Genomic DNA, 18589 nt, shown 5'->3' on the forward strand with positions numbered 1-18589 from the left:
AATTAGCATCGAAAGATACTGAAATAAATTCAGCATTATATGAAAGCAGGAATTGTAGGATTACCAAACGTAGGAAAATCAACTTTATTTAATTGTTTATCAAATGCAAAAGCGCAAAGTGCTAACTTTCCTTTTTGTACCATAGAACCTAATATTGGAGTAGTAAATGTACCCGATCCAAGAATAGCAAAACTAGAAGAACTAGTAAAACCAGAACGTGTGCAAATGGCAACGGTTGATATCGTGGATATTGCAGGTTTAGTGAAAGGAGCAAGTAAAGGAGAAGGTTTAGGCAATCAATTCTTAGGAAATATTAGAGAATGTAACGCAATCATTCACGTGTTGCGTTGTTTTGATAACGATAATATTGTGCACGTTGACGGAAACGTAAATCCAATTCGCGATAAAGAAACCATTGATATTGAATTGCAATTAAAAGATTTAGAAACGGTTGAAAAACGTCTAGAAAAAACCAATCGTGCAGCAAAAACTGGAAACAAAGAAGCACAAACTGAAAAAGCTTTATTAGACAGAATTAGAGAAGCTTTATTGCAAGCAAAATCGGCAAGAACTGTTGTTCCTCAAAATGCAGATGAAGAAGCTTTGATGGAAGAATTTCAATTGATTACTACAAAACCAGTTTTATATGTATGCAATGTAGATGAAAGTTCTGCAGTAAACGGAAATAAATACGTAGAACAAGTTCGTGAATTGGTAAAAGACGAACAAGCGGAAGTAATCATCCTTTCAGTAGGAGCAGAAGCTGATATTACAGAATTAGAAAGCTACGAAGAAAGACAAGTATTCTTAGAAGATATGGGATTAACTGAACCTGGTTCAGCGGTTTTAATTCGTGCTGCTTATAAATTACTAAACTTACAAACGTATTTCACGGCTGGAGTTAAAGAAGTTCGTGCTTGGACCATAAACGTTGGAGACACGGCACCACAAGCTGCTGGAGTTATCCATACCGATTTTGAAAAAGGATTCATTAGAGCAGAAGTAATTGCCTACGAAGACTATGTAACTTACGGTACAGAAGCCAAAGTAAAAGAAGCTGGAAAACTAAGAGTAGAAGGAAAAGAATATATCGTTAAAGATGGTGATGTGATGCATTTCCGTTTTAATGTGTAATTAGTATTAAGATTAGAGTATTAAGTATTAAGACAAGAAACCTGTGATTTTTATTGCAGGTTTTTTTTTGGTTTGATAATTTCGTTTTATATATCAGTTGTTAACCATTTTTATGGAACAACCCAATCAAGTGATAAAAAGAGACGAACTAACTAAAAAGGTTTGGGAAGATCACGGTGTTTTTGTGGGAAGAAGTTTGGATACTTATATTTCAAAACTTCGCATTAAACTGAAAGCAGATGAATCGGTCAAATTAATAAATATTCATGGAGTAGGGTATAAGTTGGAGATAAATTGATAGCAATCTTAGAAGAAAGAGGCAAGAGAAAGGAAGAATGAGAAACCTGCGATTTTGATTGCAGGTTTTTCAATATATACAAAAAAGTTTCTATTAATTATTTATATCATCAAATAAAATTCTTGTCTAAACCTATTTAAAAGTATCTCTAGATGTTTGTCTGTTTTTATAAAAGGATGAACTCTTCTATGGTATAAAAAATTTGCTTGAAAAAAACGTCCTTTTTCTACTTTATATGATTGAAATCCATTTGAAGCTAATATTGAATCCATGCGCTCAGACATTTCTATATTATAATTTTGTATGGACTTGTTTCTCTCAACTCTAGACTTAGTGTTAAATTCTACTAGATTTTTTAAAAATTCGTTATAAAACTCATCAGCTATTTTATTGTATACTTCAATTTCAAATTCAACAGGCTTTTCTTCATCTTGTAACTTTATAGAAATCATATCATAAATTTGATTACAAAAAAAGTCAACAATCATTTCTAATTGAGTATTTATAACATTTTCATACTCTTCATGATCAGTTCCTAGTATTTTTTTTCCAACACTATTTAGCATTTCATTCATTCTTAATGATATACTATTTAATTCCGTTACACTGTCCAAAACTTTTTGAACTTCTTTCTGCTTTTGTAGACCATCTAAATATAAGTAAAATAGCCCAGCAAATTGATTTTGAAGATAGTTTTCTATTTGCTCAACTTTATCAAATGTTTTTATGGGTTTAGATTTAACATCATCAATAAATTTAAAAATATTTATTGAATCTACATGAGCAAATTTGAATTTAAGTTTAGAATCCTTTTTTTGTGAATCTTCAAAATTTTCGAAAAAATTTTGATTTTCCTTATAAGTCTCATAATCAGAGTATACATTCTTGTCAACAAATATAAAAATTGGAATATTTTTACTTAATGCAGTATCAAATTCTCTTCTTGTAATTGAAATATATTCTTGCTCATATTTTTTATGGTCTTCAATTTTATCACTACTCACATTAGTACCATATCTTCCTCCAATAATTAATACCATTATATGACATAATGTAACTTCATTATATGCAGATTCATCAATTGGTTTTTCAAGCTCATAAGTAACTTTATCACTTTCAAAGAGAACAGATTCAAAACCATAATTATCAATAAACTTTTCAAGTCTTTCTCTTACATGTTTGAGATCGTAATATGTTGAGCTAACAAAAATTCTTGGTTTCATATTTTTTTAATAAAATTATTTAATTTAATTATTTAAAACTAATAGAAAAATTTATAATCATCTGTAAGTTATTACCTCCAAATATAAACAATTTTACAATCCAAAAATCTTTTCTCTTGCTTCTTTCCTCTTTTTTCTAAATCCAAACTTCTAACTTCTGACTTCAAAATTGTGAATAACATTCTTAATATCTTATAGTTTAAAGCCTTTAAAATTGGAGTCAATTTGAGTATATTAGCACAAATTCCTATACAACACATGGCAGTAGAAATTAGATACGACGAAGACAACATACGTTCACTCGATTGGAAGGAGCATATCCGAATGCGTCCTGGTATGTATATCGGAAAACTCGGTGATGGTTCGTCTCCAGATGATGGTATTTATATCTTAATCAAAGAAGTAATCGACAACTGTATCGATGAATTTGTCATGGGTGCAGGAAAAACCATTGAAGTCAGCATCAAAGATAAAATGGTTACCGTTCGCGATTATGGTCGTGGAATTCCATTAGGAAAAGTAGTAGATGTAGTTTCCAAAATGAATACTGGTGGAAAATACGATTCCAAAGCCTTCAAAAAATCAGTAGGTTTAAACGGTGTCGGAACCAAAGCCGTAAATGCACTTTCCAATTATTTTAGAGTAGAATCAGTTAGAGATAACCAACAAAAAGCAGCCGAATTTTCTGCTGGAAATCTTACCATAGAAGAAGAAGTTCAAGAGTCAACCAAACGTAAAGGAACGAAAGTCTCTTTCGTAGCGGATGAAACCATCTTCAAAAATTATAAGTATCGCAATGAGTACATCATCAAGATGCTTAAAAATTACTGTTACTTAAATCGTGGTTTAGCCATTTATTATAACGGAGAAAAATACGTTTCTGAACATGGTTTAAAAGACTTATTGGAAGAAAACATTGCTGAAGAGGATATGGTGTATCCAATCATTCACTTGGAAGGTGATGATATTGAGATTGCCGTAACGCACAGTAAATCGCAATATTCAGAAGAATACCATTCGTTTGTAAACGGACAAAATACCACACAAGGAGGAACACATTTAAGTGCTTTTAGAGAAGCGATTGTCAGAGTTATCAAGGAATTTTACAACAAACCATTTGAAGCTTCAGATATTCGTAAATCGATTGTTTCAGCGGTTTCTGTAAAAGTAGAAGAACCTGTTTTTGAAAGTCAGACGAAAACCAAATTGGGTTCGACTGATATAGGTCCAAATGGGCCAACGGTTCGAACGTTCATCAATGATTTCATCAAAACCAAGTTTGATAACTACTTACACAAAAATCCAGAAGTTGCTGATGCTTTATTGCGTAAGATTTTACAAGCTGAAAGAGAACGTAAGGAATTATCAGGCATTCGTAAGTTAGCTAAAGACAGAGCCAAAAAAGCCAGTCTTCACAATAAAAAATTAAGAGATTGTAGAGTGCATTTAACAGATGCCAAAAATCCAAGAAGTTTAGAAAGTACACTTTTCATTACTGAAGGAGATTCGGCTTCTGGTTCCATAACTAAAAGTCGTGATGTAAACACACAAGCAGTTTTTAGTTTACGTGGAAAGCCTTTGAATTCTTATGGCATGTCGAAAAAGATTGTTTATGAAAACGAAGAATTCAATTTATTGCAAGCAGCTCTAAACATTGAAGAAGACATGGGCGATTTGCGTTATAACAATATCGTAATCGCAACCGATGCCGATGTCGATGGAATGCACATTCGATTATTATTGATTACTTTCTTTTTGCAGTTTTTTCCAGAATTGATTAAAGACGGACATTTATATATTTTGCAAACTCCTTTATTTAGAGTTCGTAATAAAAAAGAAACGATTTATTGCTACAGCGATGAAGAACGAGTAAATGCGATTGAAAAACTAAAACCAAAACCAGAAATCACCCGATTCAAAGGATTAGGAGAAATTTCACCAGATGAGTTCAAACATTTCATCGGAGAAGACATTCGATTAGATCCAATCATGTTAGACAAAGCCACATCTATTGAAACGTTACTGGAATTTTACATGGGTAAAAATACACCAGACCGTCAAGAGTTTATTATTAATAACTTGAAGGTGGAATTAGATGTGATTGAAAAAAATAATTAAAAAATGGATAAACAAGATATTCGTTGGAAACAAAGATTTGAACATTTTTTAGGTGCATTAAGACAATTGAATAACGCCAACGATTTAAGAAAAGAAAGATCGTTTTCAGAATTGGAGCTCCAAGGTGCAGTGCAAGCTTTTGAGGTTACACAAGAATTATCTTGGAAAGTGATGAAAGATTTTTTAGAATTACAAGGAAAAACAGATTTATTTGGTAGTAAAACTGTAGTGCGAGAAGCTTTTAATGTGGGATTAATTTCTAATGGTGAGCAATGGTTAAAAACAATTGAAAGTAGAAATAAAACGTCTCATATTTACGATGAAAGCGAAATTTTGAAGATTCTTGAAATCATTTTTAATGAATATTTACCCATTTTTAAAGATTTTGAAACCAAAATGAAAACTTTTTTATAATGTTCGGTTTATATCCTAATTCTTTTAAAGAAATTATTTCAATTTTTCAAAAATATGAAAGTATTGAAAAAGTAATTATTTATGGATCAAGGGCAAAAGGAAATCACAAAGAAGGTTCAGATATTGATTTAATACTTTTTGGAACAATTAAACATAATGAATTAATGCAACTGCTAAATGAATTAGACGAAAGTTATATTCCTTATTTGTTTGATATTTCCATTTATAATGAATTGCAATCTGAAAGTTTAATTGAACACGTTAATCGTGTCGGAAAAATTTTTTACCAAAAAACTGAAATAAATTCAGAATAAATGAACGAAGAAGAAGACAACATCATTCCAAACGAAGACGAAAATTCAGCTAATCAAGATAATTCCATCAATGAGGAAGGTTTTGATGATATTCACGTTTCATCAGGACATCATTTCTATGAGAATAACGAAAATCCAGAAGATACGATTACGAAAGTAACCGGAATGTACAAAGATTGGTTTTTGGACTATGCTTCCTATGTAATTCTAGAACGTGCTGTTCCAGCTATTGAAGATGGTTTTAAGCCAGTGCAACGTCGTATTATGCACTCTATGAAAGAGTTGGATGATGGTCGTTACAATAAAGTAGCAAATATCGTAGGACACACCATGCAGTATCACCCTCATGGTGATGCAAGTATTGGTGATGCGATGGTGCAAATTGGTCAAAAGGACTTGATTATTGATATGCAAGGAAACTGGGGAAATATCCTAACAGGTGATTCTGCAGCAGCTTCTCGTTATATTGAAGCTCGAATTTCAAAATTAGGTCACGATATCTTGTTTTCTCCAAAAATTACCGAATGGGGTTTGTCTTATGATGGTCGTCGTGCAGAACCCATAAATCTTCCTGTAAAGTTTCCGTTGCTTTTAGCGCAAGGTGCAGAAGGAATTGCGGTGGGACTTTCCACAAAAGTTTTGCCACACAATTTCAATGAATTAATAGATTCGTCTATCAAAATATTAAAAGGAAAACCTTTTACACTTTATCCCGATTTTCCAACAGCTGGAATTGCTGATGTTTCTAATTACAACGATGGTTTACGTGGTGGAAGAGTGCGTGTTCGTGCTAAAATTTCGCAATTAGACAAACAAACTTTAGTCATTAATCAAATTCCGTTTTCAACCAATACATCAACTTTGATTGATAGTATTTTGAAAGCTAACGAAAAAGGAAAAATTAAAGTTAAAAAAATTGAAGATAACACTGCTGCTGAGGTTGAAATCTTAATTCATTTGCATCCAGGTGTTTCTCCAGATAAAACTATTGATGCACTTTATGCTTTTACAGCCTGTGAAACTTCGATTGCTCCTTTAGGATGTGTGATTGAAAACAATAAGCCTTTATTCATTGGTGTTTCTGATATGTTGAAAATTTCGACCAACAGAACCGTTCAGTTGTTAAAGCGTGAACTTGAAATTCAGTTGGATGAACTCGAAAATAAATGGCATTTTTCTACTTTAGAAAAAATCTTCATTCGTGAAGAAATGTACATTGACTTCAAATTATATTCTGACAGAGAAACATTATATCAATATTTATACAAGAGTTTTGAGCCTTTCAAAAAGGATTTTGTTCGTGAAATTAATGATGATGATTTACAGAAGTTAACTCAAATTCCAATGATTCGTATCACACGATTCGATTCTGATAAAGCAGATGATGCTATTGCCAAGTTAGAAGCTGACATGGAAAAGGTGAAACATGATTTGGACCATATTATCGATTATACCATTGCTTTTTTCCAAATGTTGAAAGACAAATACGGAAAAGGTCGCGAACGTCAAACCGAATTGAGAAGTTTTGAAAACATTGAAGCAACAAAAGTAGTTTTAAGAAACACAAAACTTTATGTAAACAAAGAAGAAGGTTTCTTAGGAACAGGTTTGAAAAAAGATGAATACGTAGGAGAATGTTCAGATATTGATGATGTGATTGTTTTCTTGCGTGATGGTCGAATGATTATTACAAAAGTAGATGAGAAAAAATTCGTTGGAAAAGACATCATTCACACTGCTATTTTTGATAAAAATGATAAACGAACTATTTACAACGTGATTTATCGTGATGGAAAAAACGGAGCTTCTTTTGTAAAACGTTTTAATGTTTCAGGTGTTACTCGTGATAAAGATTATCATTTAACGCAAGAAAAACCAGGTTCACAAATCTTATATTTCACAGCTAATCCAAATGGTGAAGCAGAAACAGTTACTATTTTGTTACGTCAAGTTGGAAGTGTTAAGAAATTAAAATGGGACATGGATTTTTCTGAAATTCTAATCAAAGGAAGAAGTTCAAAAGGAAACACAGTGACTAAATATCCAATCAAGAAAATTGAATTAAAAGAGAAAGGTATTTCAACGCTTCGACCAAGAAAAGTTTGGTTTGATGACACCGTTCAAAGATTAAATGTAGATGGAAGAGGTGAGTTGTTGGGTGAATTTAGACCTAATGATAGATTGTTAATTATCAATCAAGCTGGAAAATTAAAAACCATTATACCAGAATTATCAACCCATTTTGATGAAGATATGATTATTTTGGAAAAATGGAATCCTAATAAGCCTATTTCAGCTGTTTATTATGATGGAGAAAAAGATCGTTATTATGTAAAACGTTTCTTGGTAGAGAATGAGAACAAGGAAGAAGTTTTTATTTCAGAACATGATAAGTCACAATTAGAAATCGTTTCAACCGATTGGAAACCTATGGCTGAGGTTATTTTTGCCAAAGTTAAAGGCGAACAGAAAGAAACTATTCAAGTTAATTTGGAGGATTTTATTGCTGTTAAAGGTATAAAAGCTCTAGGAAATCAATTGACAACCGATAAGGTGAAACAAATCAATTTATTAGAACCGTTACCTTTTGAAGAACCAGTGGAGGAAATTCCTGAAGAAATGGAAGTAAATGGTGAAGACAATGTTTCAGATGATATCAAAACGGATTTAGATAATGATGGTCAAATTACTTTGTCTTTGGAATAACGTTGTAAATAAATCTAAATATAAAGAAGTGAAAATTTCAAAATATTGAGAAAAGTATATAGTTATTATTAATATTTGATTAAAGACATGAAATATCTTGCAATTTTTATATTGTTTTCAATTTTTAGCTGTACTAGTAATAAAAATAACTCTAATGAAGAAAAATTTTTATCACAAAATATAGACACATTGAGATATTCTTATGACGGATTTAATAGTGGTAATAAATTGGATTTGTTAAGTGATGGTCGTTTTATCAATGAAAATTATTTGTTTAGTTGTATGGGAGGTGGAGAAGTAAAAAAAGTTTTTGGAACCTATATAAAGGATAATTTAAAACTGACTTTAAATCCAGAAAGTATAGAGTTTATGGTATATTCAGAATATAGCGGACTAAAACCAAAAACTACGAAAATTAAATACGGAATTGACTCACTGAAAATCAAAACTGAATTTCATGTTGTTAAATGGGAAAATAATGAATATTTATTTTCAGATAGCTATGATTTAGATTGGAGTACTGATAAAGAAAACGATTATATACGATTTGCATACAATCTAAATAAAGGTCTTGAGCCAAAAATAAATGGAATGTATTTAGTTAATAAAACTAAAGATTCTATCACATCAGAGTTTGATTTAAAACAAATCCCTGAAAGGTGGCAAAGTTATTTTCTAAAAGAGCCAATTTCTGTAAGAGTAAAAAGCATTAAAAAAATAATTGATCCAAATGATGAAGAAAACATTTTTTGGAAAATTGAACTAGATAAGGGAGAAATAGACAGAATTTATAATCGATTGACCTTTGAAACATATGATGGAGTGTTTTTAATTGAGATTGATTCGGTTTTGTCAAACAAAAGTTTCGGAATGATTTATAGCTACGATTTTAAGCCCGAAAAAATGCCAATAGGAACTGAATTAAGAACAAAATGGTATTAAAAAGTTTTGTTAAACAGCTTTTTTTCTTTTGAATAAATAAAGTATAACTCCTAATCCAATACAAATTGAAAGTAAAAGAAGAATAGTTTTTTCGATATTGTATTTTTCTTTAGAATAAACAGTTTTAACATGATTATTTGAGCCATTAGATTTAGCTTCTAAATATCCATTAATAAATGAAATTCGAATATCTATTATTTGATTTGTAAAACCATATTCTTTGGACATTTTAAAAATTTCTAAAGCATCTTTATATCGCTCTTGAATCATGCATAGATTTCCTAGTTCAAAAAGGAGGTTGGCAATAATTACATCCTTATCTTTTATAAATGTGATACGCTCATTTAGCTGATAGAAGAGAGCATTAATTAAAGAATTTTCCTTATTTGAACTTAAAGTTGAAATAGGCTTATCATAAATTCCAAAATTTACATCTATTAAAAATAATCCATTATAAAATGTGGCTCCTTTGGTTTTTGCTTCTAAAATATTAACATGTAACCATTCTGAATTATTATGGGAATCTGGATTTATTTTTACGGCTTTAGTAATCCACTTTAAAGCCTCTTCATTATTTCCTATGAGCTCATATAAAGTTCCAATGTTTGATGCAGTGGAATATCTGTTTGGTTGTTTTTTTTCAATCTCTAAAAATAAATGTATAGCTTCATTATATTTTCTTTCAACGGTTAATACATATCCAATATCAGATAGATAGTCCAAATTGTTAGTTTTGGTATATAAACTGTCTAGTTCTTTTTTTAGTTTTTCAAAATTTTCTGCATAAAAAAAATGACCATAAGGAATTATTCCTTCTCGGTCTTCATATATAAAAACACCATTAGTCAAAACTTTTGTATCACCATTTAAACAAGCAAATGATTTTATATATACTAATAAAAAAAGTATAATTATTTTTTTCATGATCAATTATTTTCTTTTTCTCATTTTCATGTTAATAAATTCAACCGCTAAAGAAAAAGCTATGGCAAAATACAAATAGCCTTTTGGAACTGCACCAACATGCTGACCCGCTAATTCTGCATTGGATAAATGCATACTTTCTGTAATTAACATAAAACCAATTAAAATTAGGAAAGCCAATCCTAAAATTTGAATGGATGGATTTTTATTAACAAAAGTTCCAACTGGAACAGCAAAAAGCATCATTATACCTACAGAAATTACAACAGCAGTAATCATAATAGTTAAAGCACCCTCTAAACCATTAGTCATTCCAACGGCTGTTAGTATACTATCTACTGAAAATATCAAGTCTATCAATAAAATTTGCCCAATTACACTAGCAAATGACTTTGTAACTGAGGTTTTTAATTCTTTTTCTTCTTCACCTTTATAATCAACCTTTTCATGAATTTCTTTTGTACTCTTATAGATTAAGAAAAGTCCACCAAACAATAAAATCATGGCTTGACCAGTAATTTGAGCCGAAAACCAACCAATATCAAAGCTAAACCAAGGCGCTTTCATTGCAATTAATAATGTTATACCAAACAGCAAACCTATACGCATGAACATGGCTAAGAATAATCCAATTCTTGTTGCTTTTTTACGATTTTCTTCGGGTAATTTGCCAGTAACTATTGAAATGAAAATGATGTTATCTATTCCTAGAATAATTTCTAAAAAAGTTAAGGTTAACAAGGCAATCCATGCATCAGCATTTAAAAAAACTTCCATTTGATTGAGGGTTAATTTTTATATTTAATCTAGTTTGTAAGCAATTCCTTTTTGTTTTAAGGTTTCGCCAATAAAGTTGTATTCAAATGTATAAGAATTTTTTGTTGTTGTCAAAATTTTCATTTGAATGGCTTTTTTTTCAGCTCTATTTTTTGGTTTACTGTTTTTAATTACATATTCACAATCGTTGGTCCAACGTACATCATAGGTGTCAGTTATTCCGTTAAAATTCTCTATTTGAATTGAATCATTACGTTCAAAAGTAGATACCATTTTTTTTCCGTTAATTTCAATTTCGGACTTAAATTTTCCAGTTTTAAAATCTTTGCAATTGCGTTCTTGATTGTAGCAGGAAGTTAGTAAAAAGGTTATTGCAAAAAGGTAATAGGTTATAGGTTTTAGGTTGAATTTCATAGTTGAATATTTAATTAAATTTTGAAATTGAAGCATAAATTATTTATCTCCATCAAACATTCCGTTAACAATAGTTTTTATTCCTTTAAAAGTAAAATAAACAGATAATGAGCAAAGAAAAATGCCCAAAATTAACACGACTTCAAACATAATATGTTGTTTATTTTTAAAAGCACTATTGATCACAATTGGACCCATAAAAAAAAGTGGCAAAGCACCAGATAAATATTTAATTCCTTTGATGAGTATTTTTCTTTTAATTGACATTTTTTAAAATTGAATTTTTAATCCGATACCGTTATGATTTGTTACAAAATCTACATTATAGTTATAACCACTATCCATATTCATTTCTTTTCTATATTCTGTATATAAATCTAAACTCTTTTGAATCATTTTTTTTCTACCTGATAAAACCGGAATTGAAATTGCTATTGCTCCTAAACCTATAAATGTGCTAGCTTTAGGATATTCGTAATTATATTGAGTTAAACCTAATGTTAAATCTGTGGCTATTAATCCAATTCCAAACCCTAAAAGGAAACCACCAGTAGTGCCTTTGTCTTTAGCTTTTAAGTAAAGCTCAATTGATTTATTGTAAGTTTCTAATTTTTCTCTTATTTCATTTTTAGAAATTTTTCTTCCATTTTGATAAAACTTTCCGTCTTCATACTTAAGTTCTTGAGCATAATTGGAACTTGAAAGCATTAAAATTAAAATAAATAATAGCTTGTTCATAAAGGTATATAATTTAAGGTTTATAATTTTCAACAGCAGCTCTTACACTACCATGTTTTTTAAGCAAAACAGATGCTAATTTATACTCTATATTAATTTCTTCCATAATCATTTTCACTCCTCTATCAAACAATTTGTTGTTGCTCAATTGCATGTCCACCATTTTGTTTCCTTTAACTTTTCCTAACTGAATCATTGTTGCAGTCGAAATCATGTTTAAAACTAATTTTTGTGCCGTTCCTGCTTTCATTCGACTGCTTCCTGTTACAAATTCTGGTCCAACTACAACTTCAATTGGGAATTTAGCCACTTTTGCTAATGGACTTCCTTCATTACAAGTAATACAAGCAGTTGTGATGTTATTTTCGTTGCATTTTTCCAAACCACCAATTACATAAGGAGTTGTTCCAGAAGCAGCAATTCCAACCACAACATCTTTGTCTGTAATCATACATTCCTTTACATCATGCCAAGCTTGTTGGGTGTCGTCTTCTGCATTTTCAACAGCTCTTCTAATGGCAGTATCACCACCAGCTATCAATCCTATTACCATATCAAACGGAACACCAAAAGTTGGAGGACATTCCGAAGCATCAACAATTCCAAGTCTGCCAGATGTTCCTGCTCCGATGTAAAACAAACGACCACCATTTTTCATGTTAGAAACTATCTTTTCAACTAATTTTTCAATTTGTGGTAAGGCTTTTTCCACAGCTAGTGGAACAGTTTTATCTTCGTTATTGATATTGGAAAGTAATTCCGATACCGACATTTTTTCTAAATGTTCGTATTTGGAATTTTGTTCTGTGGTTTTAGTGAAGTTCGATTTACTCATAGACATGTCAATGTTTAGAAAACATAAATGTAAATTAATATTAAAATTGAAATCAGATTCAGTACTACAAACATATTTTTATAATAATTCAAATCAGTTTTACTTTCAAAAATATATCTATTAATTGTATAAAGTAAAATACTACCAATGCAAATAATAAATAAGTTAATTAGAAATCTTATAAATATAAATTTAATTAAAGAATTCTCTTTTATTTCAGGCATTTCTTCTTCATCTCCAAGGAAAATAAATGAAAATACGATTAAAAAAAGTATAATTGTGCTCAACATTACTGCATTTAAAAATATTTTCATTGTTTAAACAAAAACAGCCAAAACTATTCCTAAAATTATAGCAATAAGTTTGGTTAAATTAAATTTATGTCCTTCGCTACTTTCAAAAATAATGGTTGAAGATATGTGAAATAAAATACCAATTACAACACCAGAAATCTGCGTATAATATTCGGTCAAAAAACTTAAATTTGAGGAAATATATGTTCCTAAAGGAGTCATAAAAGCAAAAATCAACATGAAGAATAAGATGGCTTTTTTATTCAGTTCTGCATTTATGAAAAACAAAGTTAAAATTATAGCAATAGGGAAGTGGTGAATTGCGATTCCGTAAGCTAATTCGTTGTGTTGACTTATTGGCATTCCTTCCAACAATGCGTGCAAACACAAGCTAAAAAACAACAACCAAGGTATCGTATTCATTTTGTCATGACCATGAACGTGACCGTGTTCTGCTCCTTTTGAAAAATATTCTAAAATAATTTGAAATACAATACCAATCATTATGAAAATTCCAATAGTATTTGTTCCATGGGAATGTCCTTCGTGATTATGTCCTTCATGTAAAAGACTTTCCGATTCGTAAACTTCTGGTAATAAATGCATTACTGTTAAGGAAAGTAAAAAAGCACCACTAAAAGCTAACAGTAATTTTAGATTTTTTTTGTTTTTAGGTTGAATGAAATTAGCTATCAAATAACCAATTAAAACAGCGATAAATGGAAATATGTAAATGGAGTAATTCATTATTTAAAAATCAAAATTAAACGTTCTGACTGATTTTTGTAGAAAGGTTGTAATTTATAGTTTCCAAAAATATCTAGTAAATAAATTTCAGCTTCTTCCATCATTCTTTCAAAATCTGATAATCGTAAAGCTTGTACTCGTTCTGTAAAATGAAAATGTTTACCTTCATCTTCAAAAGAAATTTCTTTAAAAATATGATTGTCTTTTACGTATCTTTTGATATTAAAATCAATATTTTCAACGGTTTTTACTTCTTCAGGAACTAAATTTTCAATGACATAATCTGCATTCATAAAATCAATACATGCAAATCCGTATTCAGTTAAACTATGCTTAATAGCTTTTAAAGTGGTAAGGTTATCTTCATCATTTTCAAAATAACCAAAACTTGTAAATAAGTTAAAAATAGCATCGTATTTACTATCACAAACATCACGCATGTCATGCACTTTGAAATGCAATTTTTCATTTTCATGTTTAGAAGCTTCTTTAATGCTGTTTTCTGATAAATCTGCACCCGTTACTTCATAACCTAAAGAATTTAAATAGATGGAATGTCGGCCTTTTCCACAGGCTAAATCCAATATTTTAGCTTCCTCTGGCAAGTTCAAATAATGGGTTAAATTATCCATAAAAACTTGTGCTTCCTTATAATCTCTATCTTTATATAGAATGTGGTAATACTTGGTATCAAACCATGAGGCAAACCAACTAGATGATTGTTGATTGTTGATTGCTGATTGCTGATTGTTGATTTCTGACATTTATTCTGATTTCATTTCTTTCAAGTGGCAAAATTAGTGTATTTTTGCTGAACTTATTCCAAATTTAAGTTTGATGTTTATGATTTATGATTTATTTGGGATTTGAAATTTAATAATTGGAATTTTTATCGATGGAAGATAATTTTAAAATGGTAGCCAAAACCTTATTTGGTTTTGAAGAACTGTTAGAAAAGGAATTAACGCAACTAGGTGCTCAACAAGTTAAAGTTGGTACACGTGTTGTGACGTTTTATGGTGATAAAGGATTCATGTACAAAGCGAATTTAGCTTTAAGAACGGCTTTAAAAATCTTAAAACCAATTCATGAATTCAAAGCTTTTAATGATAAATCTTTGTACGATGGAATTCAAAGAATCGATTGGAGTAAGTATTTAACTCAACATCAAACTTTTGTAATCGAAACTACATTGCATTCGGATCATTTTAATCATAGTCAGTTTGTGGCTTTAAAATCAAAAGATGCGATTGTAGACCAATTTAGAGAAAAAACAGGAACACGACCAGACATTGATAAAGATTTTCCAGACGTAAAAATTCATGTACATATCGATAGAGATTTGGTTACTGTTTCTTTGGATACTTCAGGAGAATCTTTACACAGAAGAGGTTATAAAACAGCTACAAATATTGCACCAATAAACGAAGTGTTAGCAGCAGGAATGTTGTTGTTATCAGGTTGGGATGGAACTTCTCATTTTATTGATCCGATGTGTGGAAGTGGAACTATTTTGGCTGAAGCTGCTATGATTGCATGTAATATTCCAGCTAATATTAACAGAAAAGAATTTGCTTTTGAAAAATGGAGCGATTGGGATAGCGAATTATTTGATACCATTTTAGAATCGTTATTAAAGAAAACTCGAGATTTTCATTACACCATTACAGGTTATGATAAAGCTCCAAGTGCAGTAATCAAAGCTAAAGACAACATAAAAAATGCTAATTTAGACGAGTTTGTAAAAATTAAAGAAGCCAACTTTTTTGAAACTGAAAAACAAACTGAAGGTCCATTACACATGGTTTTTAATCCACCTTATGGCGAACGTTTGAATATTGAAATGGAACGTTTTTACAGAGAAATTGGAGATACTTTGAAAAATAATTATTCTAATACCAATGCTTGGTTTATCACAGCTAATTTAGAAGCTTTGAAATTTGTAGGATTAAGGCCTTCAAGAAAAATCAAATTATTTAATGGAAAATTAGAAGCAAGATTAGTAAAATACGAAATGTACGCTGGAAGCAAGAGAACGAAGTTTCAAGTTGATTAGTATTAAGATTTGAGTATTAAGTATTAAGATATTTTTTAGATTTTCAGATAACAATAAATTATTAACAACTAACTATCAACATTCAAAAATGAGTAAAAAGACAAAAGCATTTTTATTTAACCTTTTAGGTTTTTCATTTTTCTACATCATAGCTTATGCATTAATCATGACATTTGGTGGTTTGCAAGGACTTTGGATTGCTGTCACAAGTTTTGTAATTTCAACTATTTTAGCTCCAAAATTTCAAACTGTAAATACTAATGAAGGCGAAAAACTTTTCATGAAATGGATTTTTATAAAAGGACTTAGAGAATTAAAATAGCATTATTTTTCTAGTGTTTTTTCAATCATTTCAATACATTGATCTATTGATTTTTCGTTGGTATTGATGGCAAATTTATTTTTTCCAAAAGGACTATATTTATTTACATCAGTAACAGAAAACAATCCAATGACAGCAGTTTCAGTGGTGCATGCTAAGTGCATCATTCCGCTATCTGCTCCAAGAAATAGTTTTGTATTAGCAATAAATGCAGCAATTTCTCTAATATCTTTACTGTAGAATGTTGGTGCTTTAAAATTAATTTGCGAAACATTTTCAACAGGCAAAACTTCAATTATATTATAATTTGGAAATGTTGCCAATAGTTTTGAATACATTTCATTCCACCAAGTTTCATCATAGCATTTAGAACCTGTAGCAAAAGTAAAAATTGCTATTGTTTCTTTTGATGAATCTGAAATGATAGTATTTAATTGACTTTTTCCATGCTTCAATTCCGTTTCATTCAGTTTTAAATTTAATTCTTTTATTGGTTTTTCATTGATATCATGGTTTGAACTGTAAATGTAATTTCTCAATTTGTAAACTGGAAATTTAGCAAAATGTCTTTGTTCCTCAGAAAATTCAATTAAATTATCAAATTCATTTCCAAAAAATTTATACTTACTTTTTGAAAATTTAGTCGCTAACTTACCAGAAGAAGAACCAGAATCGATATTAATGACTAAATCATATTTTTTTGTAATAAGTGTAAACCAGCTCTTTATATAAGTAAAAAATTCTTTAAAGTGTTTTTTTGGAAGAATCAAATATTCGTCTATGTTTAGATAATTTTGATAGATAATTGGAGTAACACCACCTTTTACAAAAAATGATACAGATGCATTTGGGAAAATTTCTTGAACTTCTTGAACCAAAGGTGTAATTAATAATATATTTCCTAAACGATGATTAGGTCTTATGATAATTATTTTTTTTATTTTGGAAACATCTTCAATCTTATTTAATTGAGATAAAGATGTTAGTGGATTTCCTATATTACCCGTTAATGATTTGGTTAATTTTCTTCGAAAAATATTGATTTTTTTGTTCATTTAGGTCTAAAATTTAGGTAAAGCTACACAAGATTTATTGTAAATTAATAATTTTACCAAACAATTTATAATTTAATAACATTAGTTTTGAGTTGAAACTACTTTTTATCTTTCTTAAAAATAGGAATCATGTAACTGATGGTATAATTGAAACCAACTCCAAATTTACCGTCATAAGTTCTGTTGTAACCAGGTATGTATAAATTATCAAAATTATCTGGTTTTTTATTGGAAATTAAATAATTCAATCGAACAGAAAATCCAGCATAAAAGTTAGAAAAAAGTTCCGCTTTTAATCCACCAACTAATTCCAACCAACTGGCATTTAAACTGTCAAAATTTTGTCCAGAAGTAACAATATTTTCACCAAAATAGTTATCAGGTTGGTATATTTTATAAGTGTTTATGGTATGATTGAAAGTACTTAATCCATAGCGCGCTCCAATGTAAACCATGTTATCCATGTTCAACCAGTTTTTGTAAGTATTGTAGTCAAATCCTACTTTAAAATAGGTTCCTTTTGTAGTAAAATTAAAACGATCATCATCGATTGTTTTGTTTTCATTTCCAATCTCGCCTGCAATGTAATACTTTTGAGTAATTCTGTAATCTCCAACAAATTCCAATCCTTGATAATCAGAATCATATATTGATTTACTAAGTTTATGCAAATCAAGACCAACTCTTAATCCGTATTTTTCTTTTAGTTTTATGGTGTCTTTTTCTTGAGCTAATCCAAAATATGAAAAGCACAAACAAAGCAGACTAAAAATATATTTTGACATGAGTTTCATTTTCGTTGTTAATATTGGCTTGAACAATTTCAATATTTTGTATCCAATTGTTAGAAGAAGTTGTAATTCCGTTTGGTGTGTTTAATTGAAATAAAGTTTTATAGCCACAAGCTCTCGAAATATAGACATCATTTCTCACGTAATTGAAAGTCAGTTCATCAACTATATCATTTGTTGTGTCGGTATCACTTCCGTTTAAAATGAATTGTAGTGTTGTTGTATCTTGATTTGTTCTTAATGGAACACTAATAGTACTAACTCCATTAAATGGAAATCCTGTACTAAAAGTAGGTTCAATAACTCCAAGATTTGTAACATTTTTTAATTCAGTTTGATTTACATTATCATAAAACTCAATTATAAGTTTTGGTGTTGTTGGCGTTGTTTGGTCGCATAAATCATCTTTTTCACAATTCCAAAAAGAAACTGCAAAAAGCAACAGTAGAGAGGTAATTATATATTTTTTCATATTTAAAAGTAAAGTC

21 protein-coding genes are annotated in these 18589 nt (G+C 29.8%); 9 read left to right on the forward strand and 12 right to left on the reverse strand.

Annotated features, from left to right (window positions below; translation table 11 throughout):
- Window positions 1-39: 39 nt before the first annotated feature.
- Together ychF and ACTF56_RS01955 are read left to right on the forward strand one after the other, a co-directional pair.
- Entirely contained in the window at window positions 40-1134 is a 1095-nt protein-coding gene (gene ychF / locus ACTF56_RS01950) for a redox-regulated ATPase YchF (RefSeq protein ID WP_438965224.1), read from the forward strand.
- Window positions 1135-1231: 97 nt separating this feature from the next.
- Window positions 1232-1432 carry a helix-turn-helix domain-containing protein gene (locus tag ACTF56_RS01955; protein ID WP_438965225.1) on the forward strand — a complete coding sequence of 67 codons (201 nt, stop codon included), beginning with the start codon at window positions 1232-1234 and terminating at the stop codon, window positions 1430-1432.
- Window positions 1433-1533: 101 nt separating this feature from the next.
- Here the strand turns inward: ACTF56_RS01955 and ACTF56_RS01960 are convergent, their stop codons facing one another.
- Entirely contained in the window at window positions 1534-2655 is a 1122-nt protein-coding gene (locus ACTF56_RS01960; RefSeq protein WP_438965226.1) for a DUF4062 domain-containing protein, read from the reverse strand.
- A gap of 258 nt (window positions 2656-2913) precedes the next feature.
- Here ACTF56_RS01960 and ACTF56_RS01965 point away from each other — a divergent pair, with 258 nt between their 5' ends.
- The 5 genes from ACTF56_RS01965 (at window position 2914) to ACTF56_RS01985 (ending at window position 9149) form a co-directional block, all read left to right on the forward strand.
- A complete protein-coding gene (locus tag ACTF56_RS01965; RefSeq protein ID WP_438965227.1) occupies window positions 2914-4773 on the forward strand; it encodes a DNA topoisomerase IV subunit B in 1860 nt (619 codons plus the stop codon).
- Window positions 4774-4776: 3 nt separating this feature from the next.
- Window positions 4777-5187, forward strand: a complete 411-nt coding sequence (locus ACTF56_RS01970) for a nucleotidyltransferase substrate binding protein (RefSeq protein ID WP_438965228.1) — start codon at window positions 4777-4779, stop codon at window positions 5185-5187.
- Window positions 5187-5501: a nucleotidyltransferase domain-containing protein gene (locus tag ACTF56_RS01975; RefSeq protein WP_438965229.1), complete on the forward strand. Its 315-nt coding sequence runs from the start codon at window positions 5187-5189 to the stop codon at window positions 5499-5501. Before ACTF56_RS01970 ends, ACTF56_RS01975 begins: the two co-directional genes overlap by 1 nt.
- The gene (locus tag ACTF56_RS01980; RefSeq protein ID WP_438965230.1) at window positions 5502-8207 is read left to right on the forward strand and encodes a DNA gyrase/topoisomerase IV subunit A; all 2706 of its coding nucleotides are present in this window, start codon (window positions 5502-5504) and stop codon (window positions 8205-8207) included. It abuts the gene before it with no gap.
- A 189-nt stretch (window positions 8208-8396) separates the two neighbouring features.
- Window positions 8397-9149: a hypothetical protein gene (locus ACTF56_RS01985; RefSeq protein ID WP_438965231.1), complete on the forward strand. Its 753-nt coding sequence runs from the start codon at window positions 8397-8399 to the stop codon at window positions 9147-9149.
- Window positions 9150-9158: 9 nt separating this feature from the next.
- Here the strand turns inward: ACTF56_RS01985 and ACTF56_RS01990 are convergent, their stop codons facing one another.
- From ACTF56_RS01990 to ACTF56_RS02025, 8 genes are all read right to left on the reverse strand, one after another.
- Window positions 9159-10073 (reverse strand): tetratricopeptide repeat protein, encoded by a 915-nt coding sequence (locus ACTF56_RS01990; RefSeq protein WP_438965232.1) that lies wholly within the window; start codon window positions 10071-10073, stop codon window positions 9159-9161.
- Window positions 10074-10079: 6 nt separating this feature from the next.
- The gene (locus tag ACTF56_RS01995) at window positions 10080-10850 is read right to left on the reverse strand and encodes a TerC family protein (protein WP_438965233.1); all 771 of its coding nucleotides are present in this window, start codon (window positions 10848-10850) and stop codon (window positions 10080-10082) included.
- A 24-nt stretch (window positions 10851-10874) separates the two neighbouring features.
- Window positions 10875-11264 carry a DNA topoisomerase IV gene (locus ACTF56_RS02000; RefSeq protein WP_438965234.1) on the reverse strand — a complete coding sequence of 130 codons (390 nt, stop codon included), beginning with the start codon at window positions 11262-11264 and terminating at the stop codon, window positions 10875-10877.
- A gap of 39 nt (window positions 11265-11303) precedes the next feature.
- Window positions 11304-11531, reverse strand: a complete 228-nt coding sequence (locus ACTF56_RS02005) for a DUF6095 family protein (RefSeq protein WP_438965235.1) — start codon at window positions 11529-11531, stop codon at window positions 11304-11306.
- A 3-nt stretch (window positions 11532-11534) separates the two neighbouring features.
- Window positions 11535-12002 carry a hypothetical protein gene (locus tag ACTF56_RS02010; RefSeq protein WP_438965236.1) on the reverse strand — a complete coding sequence of 156 codons (468 nt, stop codon included), beginning with the start codon at window positions 12000-12002 and terminating at the stop codon, window positions 11535-11537.
- Between the two features lie 13 nt (window positions 12003-12015).
- On the reverse strand, window positions 12016-12837 hold the full coding sequence (gene murQ, locus ACTF56_RS02015) for an N-acetylmuramic acid 6-phosphate etherase (protein ID WP_438965237.1): 822 nt from the start codon (window positions 12835-12837) through the stop codon (window positions 12016-12018).
- Window positions 12838-13154: 317 nt separating this feature from the next.
- Window positions 13155-13877: a ZIP family metal transporter gene (locus tag ACTF56_RS02020; RefSeq protein WP_438965238.1), complete on the reverse strand. Its 723-nt coding sequence runs from the start codon at window positions 13875-13877 to the stop codon at window positions 13155-13157.
- Entirely contained in the window at window positions 13877-14641 is a 765-nt protein-coding gene (locus ACTF56_RS02025) for a class I SAM-dependent methyltransferase (protein ID WP_438965239.1), read from the reverse strand. Before ACTF56_RS02025 ends, ACTF56_RS02020 begins: the two co-directional genes overlap by 1 nt.
- Window positions 14642-14772: 131 nt before the next feature.
- On the opposite strand from ACTF56_RS02025, the gene ACTF56_RS02030 reads away from it, so the two are divergent.
- Window positions 14773-15933: a THUMP domain-containing class I SAM-dependent RNA methyltransferase gene (locus ACTF56_RS02030; protein WP_438965421.1), complete on the forward strand. Its 1161-nt coding sequence runs from the start codon at window positions 14773-14775 to the stop codon at window positions 15931-15933.
- 88 nt (window positions 15934-16021) lie between these two features.
- On the forward strand, window positions 16022-16255 hold the full coding sequence (locus ACTF56_RS02035) for a hypothetical protein (protein WP_438965240.1): 234 nt from the start codon (window positions 16022-16024) through the stop codon (window positions 16253-16255).
- Window positions 16256-16257: 2 nt separating this feature from the next.
- Here the strand turns inward: ACTF56_RS02035 and ACTF56_RS02040 are convergent, their stop codons facing one another.
- From ACTF56_RS02040 to ACTF56_RS02050, 3 genes are all read right to left on the reverse strand, one after another.
- Window positions 16258-17310 carry a glycosyltransferase family 9 protein gene (locus ACTF56_RS02040; RefSeq protein WP_438965241.1) on the reverse strand — a complete coding sequence of 351 codons (1053 nt, stop codon included), beginning with the start codon at window positions 17308-17310 and terminating at the stop codon, window positions 16258-16260.
- Between the two features lie 98 nt (window positions 17311-17408).
- Window positions 17409-18095 (reverse strand): DUF6048 family protein, encoded by a 687-nt coding sequence (locus tag ACTF56_RS02045; RefSeq protein WP_438965242.1) that lies wholly within the window; start codon window positions 18093-18095, stop codon window positions 17409-17411.
- Window positions 18076-18573, reverse strand: a complete 498-nt coding sequence (locus tag ACTF56_RS02050) for a DUF6452 family protein (protein ID WP_438965243.1) — start codon at window positions 18571-18573, stop codon at window positions 18076-18078. Before ACTF56_RS02050 ends, ACTF56_RS02045 begins: the two co-directional genes overlap by 20 nt.
- Between the last annotated feature and the right edge of the window lie 16 nt (window positions 18574-18589).

The sequence above is a fragment of the Flavobacterium sp. genome, assembly GCF_965657075.1.
Taxonomy (GTDB): domain Bacteria; phylum Bacteroidota; class Bacteroidia; order Flavobacteriales; family Flavobacteriaceae; genus Flavobacterium.